This is a genomic window from Kitasatospora sp. NPDC092948 (assembly GCF_044754805.1).
Classification (GTDB): domain Bacteria; phylum Actinomycetota; class Actinomycetes; order Streptomycetales; family Streptomycetaceae; genus Kitasatospora.
In genome coordinates this window covers 83,123-102,617 of the sequence record NZ_JBIVPU010000008.1, presented here as the reverse complement: position 1 = coordinate 102,617, position 19,495 = coordinate 83,123, and the positions used below count along the sequence as shown (strand labels likewise).

General features: G+C 74.8%; 19 protein-coding genes and 1 pseudogene. 7 read left to right on the top strand and 13 right to left on the bottom strand.

The annotated features are described in order from the left end of the window. Positions 1-12: 12 nt before the first annotated feature. Positions 13-1,809: a glycoside hydrolase family 3 protein gene (locus ACIQF6_RS23405; RefSeq protein WP_400898022.1), complete on the bottom strand. Its 1,797-nt coding sequence runs from the start codon at positions 1,807-1,809 to the stop codon at positions 13-15. Continuing rightward, on the bottom strand, positions 1,809-2,561 hold the full coding sequence (locus ACIQF6_RS23400; protein ID WP_400898020.1) for a tyrosine-protein phosphatase: 753 nt from the start codon (positions 2,559-2,561) through the stop codon (positions 1,809-1,811). The genes ACIQF6_RS23405 and ACIQF6_RS23400 overlap by 1 nt, the downstream gene beginning before the upstream one ends. A gap of 231 nt (positions 2,562-2,792) precedes the next feature. Between ACIQF6_RS23400 and ACIQF6_RS23395 the strand changes: the two genes are divergently transcribed. Next, a complete protein-coding gene (locus ACIQF6_RS23395; protein ID WP_400898018.1) occupies positions 2,793-3,569 on the top strand; it encodes a GntR family transcriptional regulator in 777 nt (258 codons plus the stop codon). Between the two features lie 2 nt (positions 3,570-3,571). On the opposite strand, the gene ACIQF6_RS23390 is transcribed toward ACIQF6_RS23395, so the two are convergent. Next, a complete protein-coding gene (locus ACIQF6_RS23390; protein WP_400898016.1) occupies positions 3,572-4,198 on the bottom strand; it encodes a TetR/AcrR family transcriptional regulator in 627 nt (208 codons plus the stop codon). Between the two features lie 257 nt (positions 4,199-4,455). Between ACIQF6_RS23390 and ACIQF6_RS23385 the strand changes: the two genes are divergently transcribed. From ACIQF6_RS23385 to ACIQF6_RS23365, 5 genes are read left to right on the top strand one after another with little or no spacing between them, the layout of a single operon-like run. Then, entirely contained in the window at positions 4,456-6,003 is a 1,548-nt protein-coding gene (locus ACIQF6_RS23385; protein ID WP_400898014.1) for an ABC transporter substrate-binding protein, read from the top strand. After that, complete coding sequence (locus ACIQF6_RS23380) at positions 6,000-6,959, top strand: ABC transporter permease (protein WP_400898012.1); 960 nt, start codon at positions 6,000-6,002, stop codon at positions 6,957-6,959. The genes ACIQF6_RS23385 and ACIQF6_RS23380 overlap by 4 nt, the downstream gene beginning before the upstream one ends. Then, positions 6,946-7,917, top strand: a complete 972-nt coding sequence (locus ACIQF6_RS23375; RefSeq protein ID WP_400898010.1) for an ABC transporter permease — start codon at positions 6,946-6,948, stop codon at positions 7,915-7,917. Before ACIQF6_RS23380 ends, ACIQF6_RS23375 begins: the two co-directional genes overlap by 14 nt. Beyond that, the gene (locus tag ACIQF6_RS23370) at positions 7,914-8,936 is read left to right on the top strand and encodes an ABC transporter ATP-binding protein (protein WP_400898008.1); all 1,023 of its coding nucleotides are present in this window, start codon (positions 7,914-7,916) and stop codon (positions 8,934-8,936) included. The genes ACIQF6_RS23375 and ACIQF6_RS23370 overlap by 4 nt, the downstream gene beginning before the upstream one ends. Beyond that, the gene (locus ACIQF6_RS23365) at positions 8,933-9,937 is read left to right on the top strand and encodes an ABC transporter ATP-binding protein (protein ID WP_400898006.1); all 1,005 of its coding nucleotides are present in this window, start codon (positions 8,933-8,935) and stop codon (positions 9,935-9,937) included. Before ACIQF6_RS23370 ends, ACIQF6_RS23365 begins: the two co-directional genes overlap by 4 nt. Before the next feature lie 3 nt (positions 9,938-9,940). On the opposite strand, the gene ACIQF6_RS23360 is transcribed toward ACIQF6_RS23365, so the two are convergent. The 3 genes from ACIQF6_RS23360 to ACIQF6_RS23350 form a co-directional block, all read right to left on the bottom strand. Continuing rightward, on the bottom strand, positions 9,941-10,426 hold the full coding sequence (locus ACIQF6_RS23360; RefSeq protein WP_400898004.1) for a DUF2231 domain-containing protein: 486 nt from the start codon (positions 10,424-10,426) through the stop codon (positions 9,941-9,943). A gap of 412 nt (positions 10,427-10,838) precedes the next feature. Beyond that, positions 10,839-11,429 carry an RICIN domain-containing protein gene (locus ACIQF6_RS23355; protein WP_400898002.1) on the bottom strand — a complete coding sequence of 197 codons (591 nt, stop codon included), beginning with the start codon at positions 11,427-11,429 and terminating at the stop codon, positions 10,839-10,841. Between the two features lie 430 nt (positions 11,430-11,859). Continuing rightward, a complete protein-coding gene (locus ACIQF6_RS23350; RefSeq protein WP_400898000.1) occupies positions 11,860-12,342 on the bottom strand; it encodes a GNAT family N-acetyltransferase in 483 nt (160 codons plus the stop codon). Positions 12,343-12,795: 453 nt separating this feature from the next. Between ACIQF6_RS23350 and ACIQF6_RS23345 the strand changes: the two genes are divergently transcribed. Continuing rightward, positions 12,796-13,419, top strand: a complete 624-nt coding sequence (locus ACIQF6_RS23345) for a histidine phosphatase family protein (protein ID WP_400897998.1) — start codon at positions 12,796-12,798, stop codon at positions 13,417-13,419. Between the two features lie 94 nt (positions 13,420-13,513). Here the strand turns inward: ACIQF6_RS23345 and ACIQF6_RS23340 are convergent. The 7 genes and pseudogenes from ACIQF6_RS23340 to ACIQF6_RS23310 all read right to left on the bottom strand — a co-directional run. Beyond that, positions 13,514-13,633: pseudogene (locus tag ACIQF6_RS23340) on the bottom strand (helix-turn-helix domain-containing protein); the annotation flags it as partial. A 56-nt stretch (positions 13,634-13,689) separates the two neighbouring features. Then, positions 13,690-14,748, bottom strand: coding sequence for a DUF2332 domain-containing protein (locus ACIQF6_RS23335; protein ID WP_400897996.1), 1,059 nt, complete (start codon positions 14,746-14,748; stop codon positions 13,690-13,692). A gap of 273 nt (positions 14,749-15,021) precedes the next feature. Next, positions 15,022-15,240 carry a heavy-metal-associated domain-containing protein gene (locus ACIQF6_RS23330; RefSeq protein WP_400897994.1) on the bottom strand — a complete coding sequence of 73 codons (219 nt, stop codon included), beginning with the start codon at positions 15,238-15,240 and terminating at the stop codon, positions 15,022-15,024. A 264-nt stretch (positions 15,241-15,504) separates the two neighbouring features. Further along, positions 15,505-16,128, bottom strand: a complete 624-nt coding sequence (locus tag ACIQF6_RS23325) for a sigma-70 family RNA polymerase sigma factor (protein WP_400897992.1) — start codon at positions 16,126-16,128, stop codon at positions 15,505-15,507. Positions 16,129-16,266: 138 nt separating this feature from the next. Further along, complete coding sequence (locus ACIQF6_RS23320) at positions 16,267-17,016, bottom strand: PE-PGRS family protein (protein ID WP_400897990.1); 750 nt, start codon at positions 17,014-17,016, stop codon at positions 16,267-16,269. Between the two features lie 189 nt (positions 17,017-17,205). Beyond that, on the bottom strand, positions 17,206-18,675 hold the full coding sequence (locus tag ACIQF6_RS23315) for an ATP-binding protein (protein WP_400897988.1): 1,470 nt from the start codon (positions 18,673-18,675) through the stop codon (positions 17,206-17,208). Beyond that, a complete protein-coding gene (locus tag ACIQF6_RS23310; RefSeq protein WP_400897986.1) occupies positions 18,668-19,345 on the bottom strand; it encodes a response regulator transcription factor in 678 nt (225 codons plus the stop codon). The genes ACIQF6_RS23315 and ACIQF6_RS23310 overlap by 8 nt, the downstream gene beginning before the upstream one ends. Positions 19,346-19,495: the final 150 nt, after the last annotated feature.

Below are 19,495 nucleotides of genomic sequence, written 5' to 3'. Positions count from 1 at the left end.
GCCGTCACCCGCTTACGGCCGGGTCGCGTGCGGGTGTCCGCAGCGGAACAGCGGGTCGGCGGTGTCGAACGGCACGTCCTCGCGGGCGGCCTCGACGGCGGCCATGGACGACGGCAGGTCGAACGGCAGGATGCCCGGCATCGCCGCCCGGCCGAGCGCCGCGTCGAGCAGCACGTCGTCCTCGGCCCCGAAGTCGCCGATCAGCAGCGCCGCCCGCCCGGCCAGCGGGGTGAGCACGGCGGGCCGGTCCAGGTACACGGCGAACGCGGTGGGCACGGTGTCGGCCAGGGCGCGCAGCCGCTGCGCCTCGTCGGCCGGGAAATCCAGCGAGCCGCTGTGGAAGTGGCGCTCCAGCATGCCTTCGCGCTGCTCGTACGGGGCGTGCAGGCGGACGACGGCGGCGTCGGCATCCTCGGGGCGGTGCACGACGGTGCCGTAGCGGGCGGCGACGGCCGTGTCGATGCCCTCGACGTACAGCCGCCGCCCGGCCACCGGCCGGCCGGCGACCTGCACCAGGGCGCGCCGCTGGACGGTGCGGCCGAGTTCGCGGCCCTCGTCGGTGCCGACCAGCGCGGCGGCGGCGTCCGGGTCGACGTACGGGTCGTCGAACAGGCCGAGGCGGAACTTGTCGCGCAGGATGCGGCGCGCGGAGGCGTCGATGCGCTCCTCGCCGACCGCGCCGGAGCGGACCGCGGTGAGGATCAGCTCGGGGTCGGTCTCGCCGCCGAGCTGGTCGGCGCCGGCGTCGAGGGTCAGCACCACCTGTTCGGCGACGGTCAGTTCCTCCACGCCCCAGTGGCGCGGCGGCAGGGTGGCGAGGCCGGGGACTGCCATGCCGGTGATCGCGTTGAAGTCGGTGCAGATCACGCCGTCGAAGCCGTACCTGTCGCGCAGCAGGCCGGTGATGACGTCCCGGTTGAAGTTGGCGCCGACCTCGGCGAGTCCGCTGCCGGAGGGGATCGCGTAGGCGGGCATGATCTGCGCGGTGCCGGCGGCGAACGCGGCCTCGAACGGGATCAGGTGCTGGTCGAACGCGCCGCCGGGGTAGACCAGTCGGCGGCCGGCGGCGAAGTGCGAGTCCTCGCCGCGGTGCTGCGGGCCGCCGCCCGGGAAGTGCTTGGTCATGCAGGCGACGCTGTCCTTGCCGAGGGTGTCGCCCTGAAGGCCGCGGATGTAGGCGGTGATCATCCGGGCGGCGCGCTGCGGGTCCTCGCCGAAGGTGCCGCTGATCCGGGCCCAGCGCGGCTCGGTGGCGAGGTCGGCCATCGGGTGGATGGCGACCCGGATGCCGACGGCGCGCAGCTCGCGGCCGATCAGCCGCGCGTACTCCTCGACCAGGGCCTCGTCGTCGGTGGCGGCCAGGCCGATCGGCTCGGGTCCGGCGCTGAAGCCGCCGCCGGCGTGCGCGGTGGCGGGGTTGGAGGCGAAGCCGTGCCGGGGGTCGGAGGAGAGCGTGACGGGTATGCCGAGCCGTTCGGCGGCGGCGAGGTCCTGGACATGGTTGTTCCACTCGGCCATCGCGCGGGGGTCGGGCACGGCCATCATCGCGAAGTGGGTGACGCCGCGGGAGCCGATCAGTTCGGCCCCGGTGGGCAGCGGGATCGGCAGCCGCGGGTCGGAGCCGGTCACCATCCGGCCGTGGCACATCAGGGCGGCCTTCTCGGCGAGGGTCATCCGGCCGAGCAGGTCGTCGACGCGCTCCTCGACGGGCAGCCGCGGGTCCTCGTAGGGCTCCATGGTGCCGTTGTGGTTGAGGTCGCGGAACGGCGTGCCGTCGGTGTGGCGCAGGTACGCGGTCGTGGTCGGCATCAGAGCACCGCCCCGGCGGTGGCGGGCGCGGCCTTGGCGAGGAACGCGTCGAGGGTCTCGGGGGCGACGCCGAGCTCCAGCAGGTAGCCGCGGGCGCCGCCGTGCCGGGTGTGCACGGTGTCGAGGAAGGCGGCCATCGCCCCGGCGGGGGCCTCCAGCAGCGGGGCGGGCACGGTGCGGACGCCGCGTTCGACGTCGTTGAGGGCCGCGCGGTGGCGGGCGGCGAGGCCGGCCCAGATCTGCTCCAGCGCGTCGCCGGTGCGGGCGTAGTCCTCGACGATGCGGTCGGCGGGCACGCCGAGCAGGTCGAGCAGCAGGGCGGTGACGAAGCCGGTGCGGTCCTTGCCGGCGGCGCAGTGCAGCAGGACGCCGCCCGGGCGGGTGGCGGCCAGGACGGCGGCGACGACGCCGGCGGGCGCGCCCTCGGCCATCAGCAGGTAGAACGCGCCGAGGTCGGCGGCGGTGGTCATGTCGGCCATCCGCGCCTCGAGTTCGGGCGAGGTGGGGTCGATCGACGCCTGGACGACGTCGATGCCGGCGGCGGTGACGGCGGCCCAGTCCTCGGGCGTGCGCTCGGCGTCGCCGCGCAGGTCGACGACGGTGCGGATGCCGGCGGTGCGCAGCTGCTCGACGGTGGCGGCGTCGGCGGCGGGGAACGGCTGGGCGGAGCGGTACAGGACGCCGGGGCGCAGCAGGGCGGTCTCGGGGTCGGTCCGGTCCGCGGGGTCGCGGAAGTTGACCAGGGAGGACATGCGGAGTCCTTTCGGATGCGCAGGGGCGAGGTGCTCGCTGCGAGGGGGGTGGCCGGTCGCGGGGCGGTTCCGGGCGGGGATGTCGGGGGTGCGGGAAGGCCGCACGCTCTGGAGACACGACATCCAGACGTCTAGATGTCTACCTGCTGCGGCGGCCCGGAGGCAAGCGACGGCCGGGTGAACGTCCGGCCAACGGCCGCCGCCGGGCGTGCGCTCCGTAGGATCGGCGGCGTGGCAGCAGACCGAAGCGGCACGCCGCTGTACCGCACGCTCGCGCGCCGGCTCCAGGAGCGGATCGACTCCGGGACGTACCCGGCGGGCGCCCGGCTGCCCAGCGAGCCGGAGTTGAGCGCCGAGTTCGGGGTGAACCGGCTGACGGTCCGCCAGGCGGTGGCGGAGCTGGAGCGGGCGGCGGCGGTGGAGATCCGGCGCGGGGTGGGCACGTTCGTGCGCGGGCCGGCCCTGCGGGTGTCGATCGACGTGGATCCGCACAGCCGGCGCTTCGACCTGGGCAGCACCAGCCTGGCGCTGCCCGGGGACGGGATCGGCGGCGAACCGCCGGGTGCGACCGGGGAGTTCGTGGTGGGCGCAGCGCCGGTGACGGGTTCGGCGGAGGACCGGGAGGCGGCGCAGCAGCTGGGCCGGCCGCTCGCGGAGCTGTCCCGGGTGGACACCGTGATCAGGCTGGGCGGCCGGGCGGCCGCGGCGAACAGCTACTGGGTGCCGTTCGGGCCGCTGCCGGCCGAGCTGGTGCGGCCGGGCCGGGCCGGCAATCTGGTGCCGGACCTGGCCCGGGCCGGCGGCGTGCAACTGGAGTACGACTGGCGGGCGTTCGGCGCGATCGGCGCGGACCTGGCGGACGCCGAGCTGCTCGGCGTCCCGGTCGGCGCGCCGCTGCTGGTCCGCGAGGGTGTCAGCTGCACGCCGGACGGCGCTCCGGCGCTGTACGTGCGGCGGCGGATCGACGGCCGCAGCGCCCGGTTCGTGCTGCACTACCGCGAACGCTGAGGTCACTTCCCCTCGGCGCGGCCCGGCGGCATCACCTGGCGGAAGGCGTCCCACCACGCGTCCATCGGCCCTTCCTCCTCCACCCCGTGCACGACGTGACGGCGGGTCGTCGCGCCGAGCACCGCGCCGAGCGCGTGCGGCCGCAGGTCCTGGTCGGGGTCGACGCCGAGCCGCGCGGCGGCGATCTCCACGGTGCGCTGGACGAGCCGGTCGATCAGCTGCACGGCGTGCTCGTGCACGGTGCGGATGCCCATGAAGCGCCGGCGCAGGGCGCGTCGGCGCGCGGTGGTCCCGCTGGGCTCCTCCAGCGTGCCGTCGGTGCGCGCGACCGCGTGCACGAAGGCGTCCCAGAGGTCGAGTTCGGCGGGTGCGGCGGCGAACTCGTCGAGGATGGCCTCGCCGAAGTCCACGCCGAACAGCAGTGCCTCCTTGCTGGCGTAGTACCGGAAGAACGTCCGGTGGGCGACGTCCGCGCGGCGGCAGATCTGGTCGACGGTGGTCCTCTCGAAGCCCTGTTCCTCGTACAGGTCGAGCCCGGCCGCGCGGATCGCCTGCCGGGTGCGCGCCTTCTTGCGGTCGCGCAGACCCGTCTCGGCCGTGGTGTCGGCTGCGTCCCCCTGCGGCTGCATGCGTCTCCTGCTCCTGGTCGCCGCCCGGTGTTCGCCGCCGGGCGTCCTGGTTGTCGTCGGGTGTACAGAACCACGGGTGGCAGGGGCCCCTCAAGGCACGTTCCGAACCGTCGTCAACTGGCCATGTGGAATTTGCACTTCTGCCTTTTGGCAGTACTGCCACTTCTGGAGTGTTGCTGGCGGCGGCGCTGCGACGCCGCCCGCCGGCCCCACGACCGGCGGTTCTCTGCCCCCTTTCGAGGAACCCGAGGAACCCCATGAAGCGGCACAGGAAGGCTCTTTCGGCGGCGGTCTTCGCCGCCGTGATCGCGCTCGGCGCGAGCGCGTGCTCGACGTCCGACGACGCCGTGGCGGGCGGCGCGGCGCAGGGCGGCGACGGGCCCGCGGTGGACGGCGGCACGCTGAAGGTCGGCCTGGACCGGCCGTTCGCCCGGCTCGACCCGGCGGACGGCACGCTGACCCAGATGCCCGTGATGATCCTGGCCAACGCGCTGTACGACCCGCTGATGGTCAACGACGACAACGGCACGGTGAAGCCCTACCTGGCCAAGTCGCTCACGCCCAACGCCGACGCCACCGTCTGGACGCTGGAGCTGCGCGAGGGCGTGACGTTCAGCGACGGCAAGCCGCTGGACGGCCGGGCGGTGGTCGACCACGTGAACCGGCTCGCCAAGCCGGAGACCAAGTGCGGCTGCGCCGCGGACGCCGCGACCATCTCCGACATGGCGGTGAACGGCCCCACCGAGGTCGCCTTCACCCTCAAGTCGCCGAACGCGGCCTTCCCTTCGCTCTTCACCCGCTCGCTCGGCTACGTCTCCGAGGCCCCGGTCGGCGACGCCCCGGCGATCGGCTCCGGCCCGTACACCGTGGAGAGCGTCCAGCCCGGCGTCTCGGTGACCGTCACCCGCAACCCCGCCTACTGGGGTGCCAAGGCGCACGCCGACAAGGTGGTCTACCGGGTGCTGCCGGACGCCGACAGCCGCTACCAGTCGCTGCGTTCCGGCGACGCGGACGTGGCCTGGGTCGAGACGCCCGCGCAGCTCAAGCAGGCCGCCGGGGACGGGCTGCACACCGCCACCGGCCCCAGCTCCACCTCGACGATGCTGTTCAACACGAAGGTCGCGCCGTTCGACGACCCGCGGGTGCGGCAGGCCGTGCAGTACGCGATCGACCGCGACAGCGTGGAGAAGATCGCCTACCTGGGGCAGGGCCGGGTCTCCGACGGCCCGATCGGCTCCGCGTCCGCGTACCGCGCCGCGAGCACCTACCCGGCCCGGGACGTCGCCAAGGCCCGCGCGCTGCTCGCCGAGTCCGGCCACCCGGACCTGTCCTTCGAGTACCTCTCCGACAGCCGCCCCGAGGGCCAGCAGCGGGCCACCGTGATCCAGCAGATGCTCGGCGAGGCCGGCATCAGGATGACCATCAAGCCGCTGGACCCCGCCGCCAACGCGACCGCCCTGATGCAGCGTCAGTTTCAGGTGATGGACTTCATCACCAGCATGTTCGGCGACACCGACACCGCGCTGAACAGCCTGTTCCCGTCCGACGCGCCGTACAACTTCACCGGCTACCGGAACCCGGCGGTCGACCGGGCGATCGCCGAGGGCCGCGCCGACCTCGACCCGGCGAAGCGCGCGGCCGCGTACAACGAGGCGTCCAGGACGATCGTCGAGGACGCCCCGATGCTGTTCCTGACCGAGAACCAGGCCGGCTTCGCGGCCTCCGCGAAGGTCGGCGGCCTGCCCGACCTGTCGAAGCGCAGCGTCGTCAACGTCTCCCCGGCCGCACTGTGGGTGAAGCGGTGACGGCCTCCCTGCTCGGCTTCGCCGCGCGGGCCGGACGGGCGGCGGCCGTGCTGCTGCTGGTCGCCGTGACCGCGCTCGCGCTGCCCCACCTGATGCCGGGTTCGCCCGCCGTCGCCGCGCTCGGCGTCACCGCGACGCCCGAGCAGCTCGCCGCGTTCGAGGCCGGGCTCGGCCTGGACCGCAGCGTGCCGGCCGCCACCTTCGACTGGATCGTCGCGGCGCTGCACGGCGATCTCGGGCACTCGCTGGCCAACGGCGCGGCCGTCACCGCCGAACTCGCCGACCGCATCCCCGTCACGCTCGAAGTGTTCGTCGCCGCCCAGCTGGTGGCGCTCGCGATCGCCGTGCCCGTGGCGCTGGTGTCGGCGTGGCGGCCGGGCGGCGCGGTCGACCGGATCGCCACCGCCGGGGCGTTCGTCTGGCTGGCGGTGCCCGGTTTCGTGCTCGGCCTGCTGCTGATCTGGCTCACCGCCGTGCAGCTGCGGATCCTGCCCGCCACCGGCTGGGTGCCGTTCACCGAGGACCCGGTGGAGAACCTTCGCCACCTGGTGCTGCCCGCGCTCACCCTGGGCCTGCCGGAGGCCGCCGTGTTCACCCGCACCCTGCGCGGGCAGCTGCTCGACACCCTCGACCACACCCACATCGCCGCCGCCCGCAGCCGCGGCATGGGCACCGTGCGGCTGCTGCTGCGCCGCGCCCTGCGGCCCTCGTCACTGCCGCTGGTCACCCTGATCGGGATCGGCATCGGCACCTCGCTGGGCGGCTCGGTCCTGGTGGAGTCGCTGTTCGCGGTGCCGGGCGTCGGCACGCTCGCCGCGGGCGCCATCAACGGCCGCGACTTCCCCGTCATCCAGGCGGTGATGGTGGTCTGCGCCGTCGGCGTGGTGCTCGCCACGCTCACCGTCGACCTGCTGTACCGCACGCTCGACCCGAGGATCGCCCATGGCCACCGCTGAGACCTCCACCTCCCAGGCCGCCACGGCCGGCAGCGCCGACGCCGACACCCGGGCCGCCACCGCCCGGGCCGCCACGGCGGGGACCGCCAACGCCCAGGCCGCGCCCGCGGGGAGCGGCGGCGACCGCCCGGCGCGCACCGCCCGCCGCCGCCCGCCCACCGGGGTGCTGGTCGCGGCCGGCTGGTTGGCCGTCGTGCTGCTCGCGGCGCTGCTGCTGCCGCTGCTGCCCGGCTTCGACCCGCTGCACGGCGACTTCTCCGCGCCGTCCGCCGCACCCGGGCCCGGCCACTGGCTGGGCACCGACGCGGGTGGCCGGGACGTGCTGCAACGCACCGTCGCCGGGGCCCGCGCCTCGTTCGCCGTCGCCGGGCTGACCGTCGCGGTCGGCCTGCTCGGCGGCGGGGTGCTGGGCCTGGCCGCGGGCTGGTTCCGGGGCCCGGTGGACAAGGTCATCGGGTTCGCCACCGACCTGCTGATGTCCGTGCCCACGCTGATCCTGGTGATGATCGCGGTGTCGCTGCGCGGCCCGGGCCTGACCGTGATCGGCTCGCTGATCGGCCTGTTCACCGTCCCGGCGTTCACCCGGGTGGTGCGGGCGGTGGTCCTCGCGCTCGGCGAGCGCGGCTTCGTGCAGGCCGCCCGGATGATCGGCACCGCGCCGCTGCGGATCCTGCGCCGCGAGGTGGTGCCGCACGTGGCACCCGCCGCGCTGACCTTCGCCTTCACCGCGACCACCGTCGCCATCGTCGCCGAGGGCTCGCTCAGCTTCCTCGGCTTCGGCCTGCGCCCGCCGCAGCCGTCCTGGGGCGGGATCATCGCCGAGGGCCGCACCACGCTGGGCAGCGCGCCGTGGATCTCACTCGCCCCGGCGGCCGTGCTGTGCCTGACCGTCCTCGCCCTCAACTACCTCGGCGAGCACCTGCGTTCGCCCTCCCGGAAGGCAACGGTGAACCGATGACCACCCCGGTCCTGGACGTCCGCTCGCTCGACACGGTCATCCACGCGCCCGACGGCCGGCGGCTGCACATCCTGCACGACGTCAGCCTGCACATCGACGCCGGGGAGTGCCTCGGCGTGGTCGGCGAGTCCGGCTCCGGCAAGTCCGTCCTCGCCCGCACCGTGCTCGGCGTGCACGCCCGCACCACCCGCGCCGAGTCCACCGGGCAGGTGCTGCTGAACGGCGAGGACCTGCTCGCCGCCACCCCCGCCCGCCGCGCCGACCTGCTCGGCACCGGCATCGCCATGGTCCACCAGGACCCGATGACCTCGCTCAACCCGGTGGTGCGGATCGCCGACCAGGTCACCGAGTCCCTCACCAACCGCCGCCGCCTGCCGCGCCGCGAACGCCTGCGCACCGCAGCCGAGTTGCTCGCCGCCGTCGACGTCCCCGACCCGGCCCGCCGGGCCCGCGCCTACCCGCACGAACTCTCCGGCGGCCTGCGCCAGCGGGTCGGCATCGCCGCCGCGCTGGCCGGCGATCCCGTCCTGCTGCTCGCCGACGAACCCACCACCGCCCTGGACGTCACCGTCCAGCGCACCGTGCTCGACCTGCTGGACCGTCACCGCGCCACCCGCGGCCTGGCCACCCTGCTGATCACCCACGACATCGGCCTGCTGTACGGCCGGGCGCGGCGGATCGCCGTCATGTACGGCGGCCGGGTGGTCGAGACCGGCCCCACCGAACAGGTCACCGAACGCCCCGCCCACCCCTACACGGCCGCACTGCTGCGCTCGGTGCCGCGCGTCACCGGCCCGCTGCGCCGGGTGCTGCCGGCCATTCCCGGCTCGCCGCCCGACCTGTCCGAGCCCCTCGCGGGCTGCCCGTTCGCCCCGCGCTGCGAACGCGCCGAGTCCCTCTGCACCACCGCCGCCCCGCCCGTCCACGAGGCCGGTCCCGCCCACACGGCGTCCTGCCACTTCCCTCTCACCGCCGGGGCCGCCGAGGCCTCGCCGACCGCCCTGGAGCGCACCCCGTGAGCGCCACGCCCACCGACACCGCACCCTCCCCCGCCGTCCTGCGGGCAACCGGCCTGGAGGTCGTCCACCGCACCCGCTCCGGCCCGCTGCACGCCGTCAGCGGCGTCGACCTGGTCCTGCGTGAGCGGCGCACCCTCGCCCTGGTCGGCGAGTCCGGCTCCGGGAAGAGCAGCATCGCCAAGGCCCTGCTCCGGCTGCCCCCGCCGACGGCCGGCACCGTCACCCTCGACGGCACCGATCTCTCCGCTCTGACGGCTCGTCAACTGCGGGCGCTGCGGCCCCGGTTGCAGCTGGTGTTCCAGGACCCGCTGTCCTCGCTCAACCCGCGCCGCACCGTCCGCGACCTGGTCGCCGAACCGCTCGACGCCCACCCGGCCCTGCTCCGCGGACGCGACCGACTCGCCGTCGTGGACGAGCAGTTGACGGCGGTCGGACTGGCCCCGGAGCTGTTCGGCGACCGCCGCCCCGACCAGCTGTCCGGCGGCCAGGCCCAGCGGGTGGCCGTCGCCCGCGCCCTCGCCGCCGAACCCCGGGTGCTGATCGCCGACGAGGCGGTCTCCGCGCTCGACGTCTCCGCCCAGGCCACCGTGCTCAACCTGCTGCGCCGGCTGACCGAAGAACGCGGCCTGGCAAGCCTTTTCATCACCCACGACCTGGGCGTGGTGCGGGCCGTGAGCGACGACATCGCGGTGCTCCAGCTCGGCCGGCTCTGCGAACAGGGCCCGACGGAGGCCGTCCTGGCCGCCCCCGCCCACCCCTACACGGCCGCCCTGCTCGCCGCCGTGCCCGAACCGGGCCGCCCGCTCGGCGAGACCGGCCTGCTGCCGGCCGACCCGCCGTCACCGCTCGACCCGCCGTCCGGCTGCCGGTTCCGCACCCGCTGCCCACTGGCCGACGACCGCTGCGCGGCCGAAACCCCCGCCGCCCGCCCGGTCGGGCCGGGCCGGACCGTCGCCTGCCACCGCCCGCTGCTCCCCGCCCGGCCGGACGCCGGCGCCTGAGCCTCAGTGGCTGTCGCCGCCCCCGGCACTGCTGGTCAGCGCGTCCTGCCAGGCCGCCTTCGCCCCGGAGTCGCCGATCCGGTACACGTCGACGACCGCGCCGGCCGCCACCACGGCACACAGCACGGCGGCGCCGATCCGCACCGCGGTGGACATCCGACGGGCGCTCTTCTCGCGGGCGAACCACCAGACCAGCACCGCCAGCAGGAACAGCCCGGCCGCCCACGGCAGCAGGCCGTCACCGAGCTCGGCGTGCTTGCGCACCAGGTCACCGCCCTTGACGTGGTCCTCCAGCCACTCCCCGGCATGGCTGGTCACCGGCACGCTCGCCAGCGTGACGAACGCCAGCACCGGCAGCAGCAGACCGGCCCGCCGGGCCACCGCCGGGCTGAGCGCGCACACGATCAGCGCGAGCGCGGTCAGCGGGACGAACACCACCACGAAGTGGACCAGGAATATGTGCGCGGGCAGACCGTCGAGCGTGCTCACCGAGAGAATCTCCTTCCGACCGGCAGGCCCGGCAGCCACCCGGGGCGGGAGGCCGCCGGGCGCGCACCAGGATGGCAGCCGGGCCTCGAGTTCGCCATGAACGGCCGTCAGACCGCCGCTGCCCGAAGGCCGATGGCGATCGGCCCGCTGCCGGACGGGTGCGCGGACGCGCGGCGCCCCGGCCGGACCGGCTGCCGCACCGCCCGCCCGAAGCCCCGACGCGGCGGCCCGTCGGCGGGTGGCGAGGAGGCCGGCCGCCACGGCCCGGCGCCCGTCCGGGCAGGCGCACCGCGCCACCCGGCCCGACGGCCCGGCACCTCCGGTGCCGGGCCGTCGAGTTTGTGCGCCTGCCGCGACGTCGCACGTCCCGGGCGTTTCCGCCCGTTCACCGCGGATCGCGGGGCCGGTCAGCTCACCGGTAGAGGTCCCAGCCCTGGTAGCCGGAGTCCTGGGAGAGCCCGTTGCACGGGTAGGTCCGCAGCAGGTCGCCGCCGTTGGACCCGGCGTTGGAGTCGTCCAGGCAGCGGCCGGTGGCGCCGTTCTGGAGCACCTGCTCGTAGGAGCCGTTCGCGCGCGTGCGGTTGACGATCCGCCAGCCCTGCCAGCCGCCGTTGAAGCTGTTGGCGTAGCAGGGGAAGCCCCTCAGGTAGTCACTGCCGTCCGAGCGGTTGGAGTCGTCCAGGCACAGCCCCGTGGCGCCGTTCTGGAGCTGGGCGTAACCGTTGGCCGAGGTGATCACCTTCCACTTCTGCCAGCCCCCGTTGTAGCTGTTCGCGTAACACGGAAAGCCCCGCAGCAGGTTGCCGTCCGGCAGGCTGGAGTCGGACGAGTCGTCCACACAGCGGCCGGTGTAGTTGTTGCCGCCGATCCAGTAGGTGGCGTTGGTGCTCCAGTAGTCGGTGTTGCCGTACGCCTGGGCGGTGCCGCCGGTGGCGGCGAGGCCGCCGACGGCGAGCGTCGCCGCGAGGACGCCCTGCAGGGCACGCTTGGTGATGACGCGCATGCGAAATGAACCCCCGATTTGCATGCGGAGGAAAGCCACACTGCTCTCCCCCGTCGCCAAGGAGCGTACGGCCACCGCCCGCCGCCCCGGAGAGACGAGAACCGGCCAAGATGCTCTCCCCGCACCGCGTCCGGGTGTCCCGTGCTGGTTCGGGACCGGCTGGCGGTCTTCCTGCTCCCGGCCTGCTCGTCCGGGCTCGACCCGGTCGAGGGGTTGTGGGCCCATGTCGAACGCGGCCTGGTCAGTCTCGCCTCCGTCGCCCTGGACCGACTCGAAGCCCTGGTACGCAACCGGCTCGAGCGCCTGCCGTACCGGCCCACCGTCCTGGACGGCTTCCTCGCCGGAACCGGCCTCGATCCGGACCTGCCGCCTGCCTTGAAAGGCCGGCCCTGCCTTTGTGGCACGGCCGGCGTTTCGATCAGGTGTCGGGCTACAACTCGCGGAAGTACACGGCCACGGGCAGCTTGATGCACCCGAGGCCTTCGTACAGCGCTCTGGCCGGGGCGTGGAACTCGTCGCCGCCGGTTGCGATTTCGGCGTACACGGCTCCGTGGTCCCGCATGTGGCTGAAGGCATGTTCGCACAGCTCGGCACCCAGGTGGTCGCGGCGGTGGTGTGCGTCGACGGCCAGCATGCCGATGGTCCCGTGTTCGTGGGCAGGGTCGATCTCCCAGCCCACGTAGCCCGCGAGTACTCCGTCGAGGTCCGCGACGGCGACGTGCTTGTTGTGCTGCGGGGCGTGCAGTGTGGCGAGGAGGGTGCGGTAGTCCTCGCGCCACCGGCCGTGCTGCCGGGTGAAGACGACCTCGCCGACCAGGGGCCGGAAGGAGCCTTCGTAGAACGGCCCGAAGGTCTCGATGGTGAGCTCGGTCAGCCGCGGAAGGTCACGCGGCTCGAAGCTGCGAATGATCATGGAATGCGCCTCTCGCTGAGGAGTCGACAACCGGAGAAACAGGCATCGACGGGCTCGCTCGCGGCGAACATCGGCGGCGAGTGAGCCCTCAGCGGCGGATCCGCCCGGAGGCGAAGCATTCCATGCACATCAGGTTACCGAGCTCCTCCGACGCGGACAGGCCTATCCCGGGTCCGGCTGCCGCCTGCGGTCGGAAACACGCGCCGAGCCGAGCGAGCAGCCAGCCCGGCGAGAGCGAAGACCGCGCTGAGGCAAGCCTCGACCCCCGACGGCCCCGACGAATCGTCACCTTGAAAGGCCGAGCTCAGTAATCATCCGGCGGGTTGTCGACCGAGCTGTCCCAGAGATCCGGGCGGACGTGCTGACCGTGACTGCCAGGAACCGTGATTGGAGGGGACAGCGTCCACCTCAGGACGACACACAAGATCGTCAGTGGGCGCGAAGGAGTTCGGAATGACTGGAACGGCCACCCGCTACCTCTATCTCGTCCGGCACGGCGAGGCATTGCCGGACGAGAGCGGGCTGACAGAGAAGGGCCGCCGTCAGGCGGTACTGCTCGGCCAACGACTCCGTGATGTCCCCTTCTCGGCTGTTCACCACGGCCCACTGCCCCGGGCGGCGCAGACCGCGAGCCTGATCGGGGAACAGCTGAACGGCATTCCCCTGCAGGTCTCGGAAGTCGCCGGGGACTACGTCCCCGACGTGCCGGAGAGGGACGAACTACCGGCGGACTCCGCCGACTTCCTGCTCCGCTTCGTCGACCGGTTCACGGCCGAGGAGCGTGAGCGCGGCCCGGTGCTGGCCCGCCAGGCACTGGAGCGGTTCACCGGGCCGGTGGACGGCGAGGAGGCTCGGCACGAACTGGTCGTCACCCACAACTTCCTGATCGGCTGGCTCGTCCGGCATGCCATGGACGCCCCGAAGTGGCGCTGGCTCGGCCTCAACCACGGCAACGCCGCCCTGACGGTTGTCCGATACGCGCCCGGCCGGCCGTCCTCCGTCCTCTTCCACAACGACATGCGGCATCTGCCTGCCGAGCTGCGCTGGACCGGTTTCCCGCCCGAACTGCACATCTGAGCACCCTCAGCCGTGGCTTGCTACGCGGCTCCGGCCGGGCACTCGGTCCAGGCGCGGATGGGTGGCTCCATTTCGGGTCCGGCGCGTCGAGCCCCCGCCCGTTGAACGCGTGGGTGACATCGCGTACACAGTCCTCGCCGACGTGCAGCAACGAGGTGATGTCCCGCACCGCTTGGCCCTGCGCCGACATCAGCACCACGATCGCGCGCCGCAGCCTGACGGACTACCAGCGGCCGATCGGTTGCCAGGCCGACCTGTCGGGCGGAGCCACTAGAACGTCTCGACCCAGCGCAGGTGGCCCTCGACCACCGCGAGGGTGCGGTCGTCCCCGTCCGGCCCGCGTAGGCGCAGTGCGGCGCCGATGCGGTCGCGGCGCGAGGCCGCAGGCCGGGGATCGGGGTCGGGCCCGTCTTCGACGCAGAGCCACCACAGCGGGCCGGCCGTGCCGACCGCGGCGATCGCCGCATCGAAGGCGGCCCGCCGCCCCAGCGGCACATGCATCCGGGTCGCGGAGTGGAACACCACCCGCGGCTCGCCCGGCGGCAGTTCCGCCGCCAGCGCGGGCAGCACGTCGACCGCGTCGCCGCGCAGCACCCGCGGCGGGTCCGCGGCGATGACGCCGAGCGCAGCGGTCAACAGCCTGCGCTGGTCCAGGTTCTCCGGCCACACCAGCGCTTCCAGCCAGCGGCGGTCCGCCTCGGCACGCACGTCCACCGGGTTCAGGTCCACCCCGCACACGCTCGCCAGCACGGGCAGCGCGTCCAGGTCCGGCAGCGTGTCCGGGCCGTGCAGCGAGGCGACCAGCTGCACCGGCGAGACCGGGTCGCCGTAGTTGCGGCCCCCCAGGCGATAGCCGTACCGGTCGAAGCGCAGGTTCAGCCCGGCGCTGGTGCCGACCTCGATCAGGTGGACCGGGGCGTCGGTGTGACGCGCGATCTCGGCCAGCCCGATGCGCAGGCCGAGGGCTCGCTGCACCTGGTTGGTCTGTACGAGTCGGCTGCTGATCAACTCGGTCAGTTCGGCCTCGTGGCGTCGGCAGAAGTCCAGCAGCGCGCCCCCGACTGCCTCGTCGGGGACCAGCGCGTCCGGGCCCGCCACCGAGGGGTAGTACCGGGCCAGCGGATGGTCCACGCCGGCCAGCAGCAGATGGTGGACCGCGCCGAAGAACAGGAAGGTCGGGTACTGCCCGGCCCGGCCCCGCGCTGCCAGGGCGAGGAGCTCTTCCTCGGCGGCGACGGTGCGGCTGAGCGCGCGGTAGAGCGGCGAGGAGGTGAACTCGTCCGGCTGGGCGAACGCCTCCCGCGTGAAGTCAATGATCGTCTCGGTCACATCCGGAACATAGCCCCAATGCGCAACGTCGCACTCGCGTTCGCCGCATCTCGTCGAACATCGGCACCGGGCCGGCGAGCACAGCCGTCCCGGAGCCGTGGCGCGGCAATCACTCCGGTCCGCGGCGCACCGCGGGCGCCCCGGCCGGGCGCGGTGGGCGGCGGGGCGTGGCCTGCCCGGGCGGGCCGGCCCGGGCGGGTGGCCGCTCGCGGTGCGGCGGTCGCACCCGCCCGGGCCCGGGTTTCCGGCGGCTCCGGTTCGGGCGGGCCCGGTTCAGATCCGTCCGGCGAAGGTGAACCCGGCGCGGTCCACCGCGGCGCGGACCTCGTTCTCGTCGACCTCTCCGCTGACGGTGACCCGTCCCTCGCGGGCGTCCGCGACGACGTCGTCGACGCCGGGCAGGGCGGCGAGGGCGGCGGTGACGGTGCGCTCGCAGTGGCCGCAGCTCATTCCCTCGACGGCGAAGACGGTGGTGACGGTGGTGCTGGACATGCGTACTCCCATCCATGTGATCGGCAATGCGGATCCACGACAGCGCACTTCGGCCGGCCGGAGCACGGGGACACGCGGCCCGGTGCCCCCTTCGGGTGGACCCGGGAACCGGGCGCGCCGCACCGTCGACGCGCCGATGACGACGGGGCAGGTCGGGCGTCCGGGTGGCCGCCGGACGTGCCTGCCGGACCGCGAAGGCGCGGGCCGGGTGCCGGTGGGGCCGCGCGGAGGGGACGCCGCAGCGGCCCCTCGGCGCGGTGTCGGTCAGGCCGCGCAGTCGAGCATCGCGCGGTCGGCGTGTTCGGCGTCGGCGAGTTTGCGGATCAGCACGGCGCGGGCCCGGTTGACCCGGGAGCGGACGGTGCCGATGGGGCAGCCGGTGAGTTCGGCGACCTCCTCGTAGGGGAGGCCGAGGACGGCGGTGAGGACGAAGGCGTCGCGACGTTCGGCGGGCAGGGCGTCGAGCAGGTCGCCGAGGGCGATGCCCTCGTCGAAGCCGGGCAGGCAGTGGGACTGGGCCTGTTCGGCGGCGCTCTGCCAGTCGTCGGTGTCGAACAGGCGGGGGCGGCGGGCGGCGAACCGGTACCGGTCGACGACGGTGCGGCGGGCGATGGACAGCAGCCAGGTGCGGGCCGAGGAGCGGCCCTCGAACCGGGGCAGGCTGCGCAGCGCCCGCAGGTAGGTGTCCTGGGTGAGGTCGTCGGCGGCCTGGGGTTCGCCGCTGAGGTGGGTGACGAACCGTCGGACGTCGGGGCGGGTGGCGCGGACGAACCGTTCCACGGCGGCCGGGTCGCCGCCCCGGGCGGCGAGCGCCCAGGCGGTGACGGCGGGATCGTCGGGCCGTGTCCGTCCGGTGACGGTACGTGACGGGAGAAGGGCGGGAGTCATCGCCGGGTGTCCTTGCTCGGAAAGCGGATGCGGCCGGGTCGGGCCGCGAGGCCGGTCCGGGGGCGCGCGCCGATCCGCACCGTCCGCCCGGCGGGCGTGCGGTGGCGGGTGGGGCGGCTCCCCGGGTGTGACGGGCCGTCAGGCGACGGCGGTCGGCGCCGGCGGTCCCCGAGTGGCGAGGGAGTGGACGAGCAGCCGCGACCGGGGGCGACGGGCCCCGGCGCGGGGGCGGCGCGGGCGCAGCGGCGCCCGGGCGGGCCGGGCGGCGCCGAGCAGCAGCAGGACGGGGGCGAACAGGCGGGCGGCGACGGTCCGGGCCAGCCCGTGCACGGCGCGTTCGCCGGCCGCCAGCCACAGGCCGAGCAGCAGCGCGGCCAGCAGGTGGGCGGCGAGCATGCCCGCGCCGCCGTGCTGCCCGGTCATCGCCATAGCGTGGTGCGCCATGCCGGGCATCGCGTGCGGGTCGGCGGGCCCGGCCGCCGTTCCGCCGCCGGGGAGCATGCCCGGGTCGAGGCCGGCGGCTTCGACCAGGCGGGCGGCCTGTTCGTCGGTGAGCGGCCCGCCGTTGCACAGCAGCAGGCGCGCCCACCGGGCGGCGAACCCCTCCGGGACGGGAGCGGCGGCGGCCGCCGTCGTGGCCTGGCCGAGCGAGAACAGCGTGTGCAGCGCGGCCTGGACGCCGACGGTCAGCGCGGTGACCAGCAGCGGTCCGCGCTCGCGGCGCGCCGTCAGCCAGGCCAGCCCGGCGGTGCCGCCGAACGCGGCGGCCAGCACCGGAGCGGCCACCGGACGGCCGGACATCAGCACGTGCGCGACGGCAGCGAGCAGCACGCACCCGGCCGCGAACACCGCGGCCCGGCCGGCCCGTACCACTCGCCCTGCCTCCATGACGTGCTCATCGTTGCATCCTTCACACCCGCCGGACGCGGCCCTCCCCCACCTTTCGCCCACCCGAACGGGTATGACGACCGTCACACCGGCCGCTCGGGAACCGGGACGCGGACGCCGACGACCAGTGGGGTGCGCGGGTGCTCCGTCCGCCGGCGTCGGCGGCCTCGCGCAGGTGCTCCGCCGGCGTCAGCGGCCCGGCGGGGGCGGGCCGTCGGCCGGCAGCCGGGTGCGGAAGGTGGTGCCGGAGGCGGTCGCCTCGATCCGCAGGGTGCCGCCGTGCAGGGTGGCGATGTCGCGGGCGATGGCCAGGCCGAGGCCGGCGCCGCCGTCGTCGCGGCTGCGGGCGTCGTCGAGGCGGGTGAAGCGTTCGAAGACCCGGTCGCGGTCGGCCGGCGGGATGCCCGGGCCGTCGTCGGTGACGTCGACGACGGCCTCGCCGGTGGCGGGGTCGGTCCGCAGCCGGACGGTGACGCCGGTGCGGGCGTGCCGTTGCGCGTTGTCGAGCAGGTTGGTGAGCAGCCGGCCGAGCCACAGCGGGTTGCCGTCCACCGTCCCGGCGCCGTCGGGGGCGTCGAGGTCGACGGGGTGGGGCTGCGGGCCGCGGCCGGCGACGGTGTCGCGGAGGAGTTCGGCGAGGTCGACGGGCTGGACGGGGCCGGGTCCGGCGGTGGTGTCGAGGCGGGCCAGCAGCAGCAGGTCGGTGGCGAGGGACTGGAGCCGGTCGGTGTCCTGAAGCGCGCCGGCCACCATGGCGGCCCGGACGTCGGGGTCGGGGTGGGTGTGCGCGACCTCCAGTTGGGTGCGCAGCACGGCCAGTGGGCTGCGCAGTTCGTGCGAGGCGTCGGCGATGAAGCGGCGCTGGCGGGTGCCGGCCGCCTCCAGGCGGTCGAGCATGCCGTTCATGGTGTGGGCCAGGCCGGCGATCTCGTCGTCGCTGCCGGGTTCGGGGACGCGGCGTCCCAGGCCGCCCTCGCCGATCGCGGCGACTTCGGCGCGGATCGCCTCGACGGGCCGCAGGGCCCGGCCGGTGGCCCGCCAGGTGAGCAGGCCGACGGTGGCGACCAGGACGGCGCTGAGCACGCCGAGGGCGACGGTGGTGAGGTCCTCGGCGGTGTCGGCGGTGTGCAGGGACGCCCCGACCCGGACGGTGACGGGCCCGGTGGGCGTGGCCGCGGTGACGACGGTGACGCGCTGGCGGTGCTCCAGCCCGTGGGCGCGCAGGTCGAAGCTGCGGGCCCGGTCGCCGGTGGCGGGCAGCGCGGGGCGGCCGGCCAGGTTGGGGCTGGCCGCGAGGACCCGTCCGTCGGCGTCGGTGACCTGGACGAAGTCGGTGCCCTGGCCGAGCGTCACCTGCCCGGGCAGCCGGCCGTCCTCGGCGAGCCGGGCGACGGCCCGGGCCTGTTCGCCGGCCTCGGCCTCGACGGTGTGCTCCAGGTTGACCCGCAGCACCAGCAGCACGGCGGCGGAGGCGACGGCCATCACGACGGCGACGCCGACGCAGGCCGCGAGCGTGGTGCGGGTGCGGACGGTGCCCGGCGCCAGCCGGGCGACGGCGGCGGCCGCCGCCCGGCGCAGCCGCTGCGCGGCCCGGCGCGGCCCGTGCGCAGCCCGGTCCGGTGGGGCAGCCCGCTCCGGTGGGGCGGCCGGGTCAGCCACCGTCGGCCGCCAGCCGGTAGCCCGCGCCGCGCACGGTCTGCACCGCGGCCCGGCCGAACGGGGCGTCGATCTTCCGGCGCAGCGCGCTGATGTGCACCTCGACGGTGTTGGGGTCGCTGTCCGGCCCGCTGTCCCAGACGTGTTCGAGGATCTCCCGTTTGGAGACGGCCTCGCCGGGCCGCCGGGCGAGGTGGTCGAGCAGGGCGAACTCGCGGGGCGTCAGGGCGACGGGGGTGCCGGCCCGGGTGCAGGTGCGGGCGGCGGAGTCGACGACCAGGTCGCCGAGGACGGTGCGCTGCGGGGCGCGGCTGCCGATCCGGCGGGCGAGGGCGCGCAGGCGGGCGACCAGCACCACGAACGAGAACGGCTTGGACAGGTAGTCGTCGGCGCCGGTGTCGAGCGCTTCCGCCTCGTCCCACTCGCCGTCCTTGGCGGTGAGCATCAGGATGCCGGCGTCGCTGCCGGCGGCCCGCAGCCGGGCGCAGACCCGGTAGCCGTTCAGGCCCGGCAGCATGATGTCGAGGATGATCACGTCGTAGGAGTGCTCGGTCGCCCGGGCCAGGCCGGTCAGGCCGTCGTGGACGATGTCGACGTCGAACCCCTGGGCCTCCAGACCGTGTTTGACCGCCAGGGCGAGCCGCTGTTCGTCCTCCACCACCAGTACGCGCATGCCCTCAGCCTCGCAGGTCCGCCGGACGGGAGGCTGAAGGGGTCTTCAGGTCTTCAGCATCCCTTCAGCTCGGCCCGGCCATGCTGCTGACCGGCCCTGTTGCCGCCCGGCCCCGTCGCCGCCCGGCCCGGCCACCGACGCGACCCCGCG

Coding starts and splice junctions, on each gene's coding strand:
- ACIQF6_RS23405 (WP_400898022.1), bottom strand. CDS start 1,809: ATGCCGACCACGACCGCGTACCTGCGCCACACCGACGGCACGCCGTTC.
- ACIQF6_RS23400 (WP_400898020.1), bottom strand. CDS start 2,561: ATGTCCTCCCTGGTCAACTTCCGCGACCCCGCGGACCGGACCGACCCC.
- ACIQF6_RS23390 (WP_400898016.1), bottom strand. CDS start 4,198: ATGCAGCCGCAGGGGGACGCAGCCGACACCACGGCCGAGACGGGTCTG.
- ACIQF6_RS23385 (WP_400898014.1), top strand. CDS start 4,456: ATGAAGCGGCACAGGAAGGCTCTTTCGGCGGCGGTCTTCGCCGCCGTG.
- ACIQF6_RS23375 (WP_400898010.1), top strand. CDS start 6,946: ATGGCCACCGCTGAGACCTCCACCTCCCAGGCCGCCACGGCCGGCAGC.
- ACIQF6_RS23370 (WP_400898008.1), top strand. CDS start 7,914: ATGACCACCCCGGTCCTGGACGTCCGCTCGCTCGACACGGTCATCCAC.
- ACIQF6_RS23355 (WP_400898002.1), bottom strand. CDS start 11,429: ATGCGCGTCATCACCAAGCGTGCCCTGCAGGGCGTCCTCGCGGCGACG.
- ACIQF6_RS23350 (WP_400898000.1), bottom strand. CDS start 12,342: ATGATCATTCGCAGCTTCGAGCCGCGTGACCTTCCGCGGCTGACCGAG.
- ACIQF6_RS23345 (WP_400897998.1), top strand. CDS start 12,796: ATGACTGGAACGGCCACCCGCTACCTCTATCTCGTCCGGCACGGCGAG.
- ACIQF6_RS23330 (WP_400897994.1), bottom strand. CDS start 15,240: ATGTCCAGCACCACCGTCACCACCGTCTTCGCCGTCGAGGGAATGAGC.
- ACIQF6_RS23325 (WP_400897992.1), bottom strand. CDS start 16,128: ATGACTCCCGCCCTTCTCCCGTCACGTACCGTCACCGGACGGACACGG.
- ACIQF6_RS23320 (WP_400897990.1), bottom strand. CDS start 17,016: ATGGAGGCAGGGCGAGTGGTACGGGCCGGCCGGGCCGCGGTGTTCGCG.
- ACIQF6_RS23310 (WP_400897986.1), bottom strand. CDS start 19,345: ATGCGCGTACTGGTGGTGGAGGACGAACAGCGGCTCGCCCTGGCGGTC.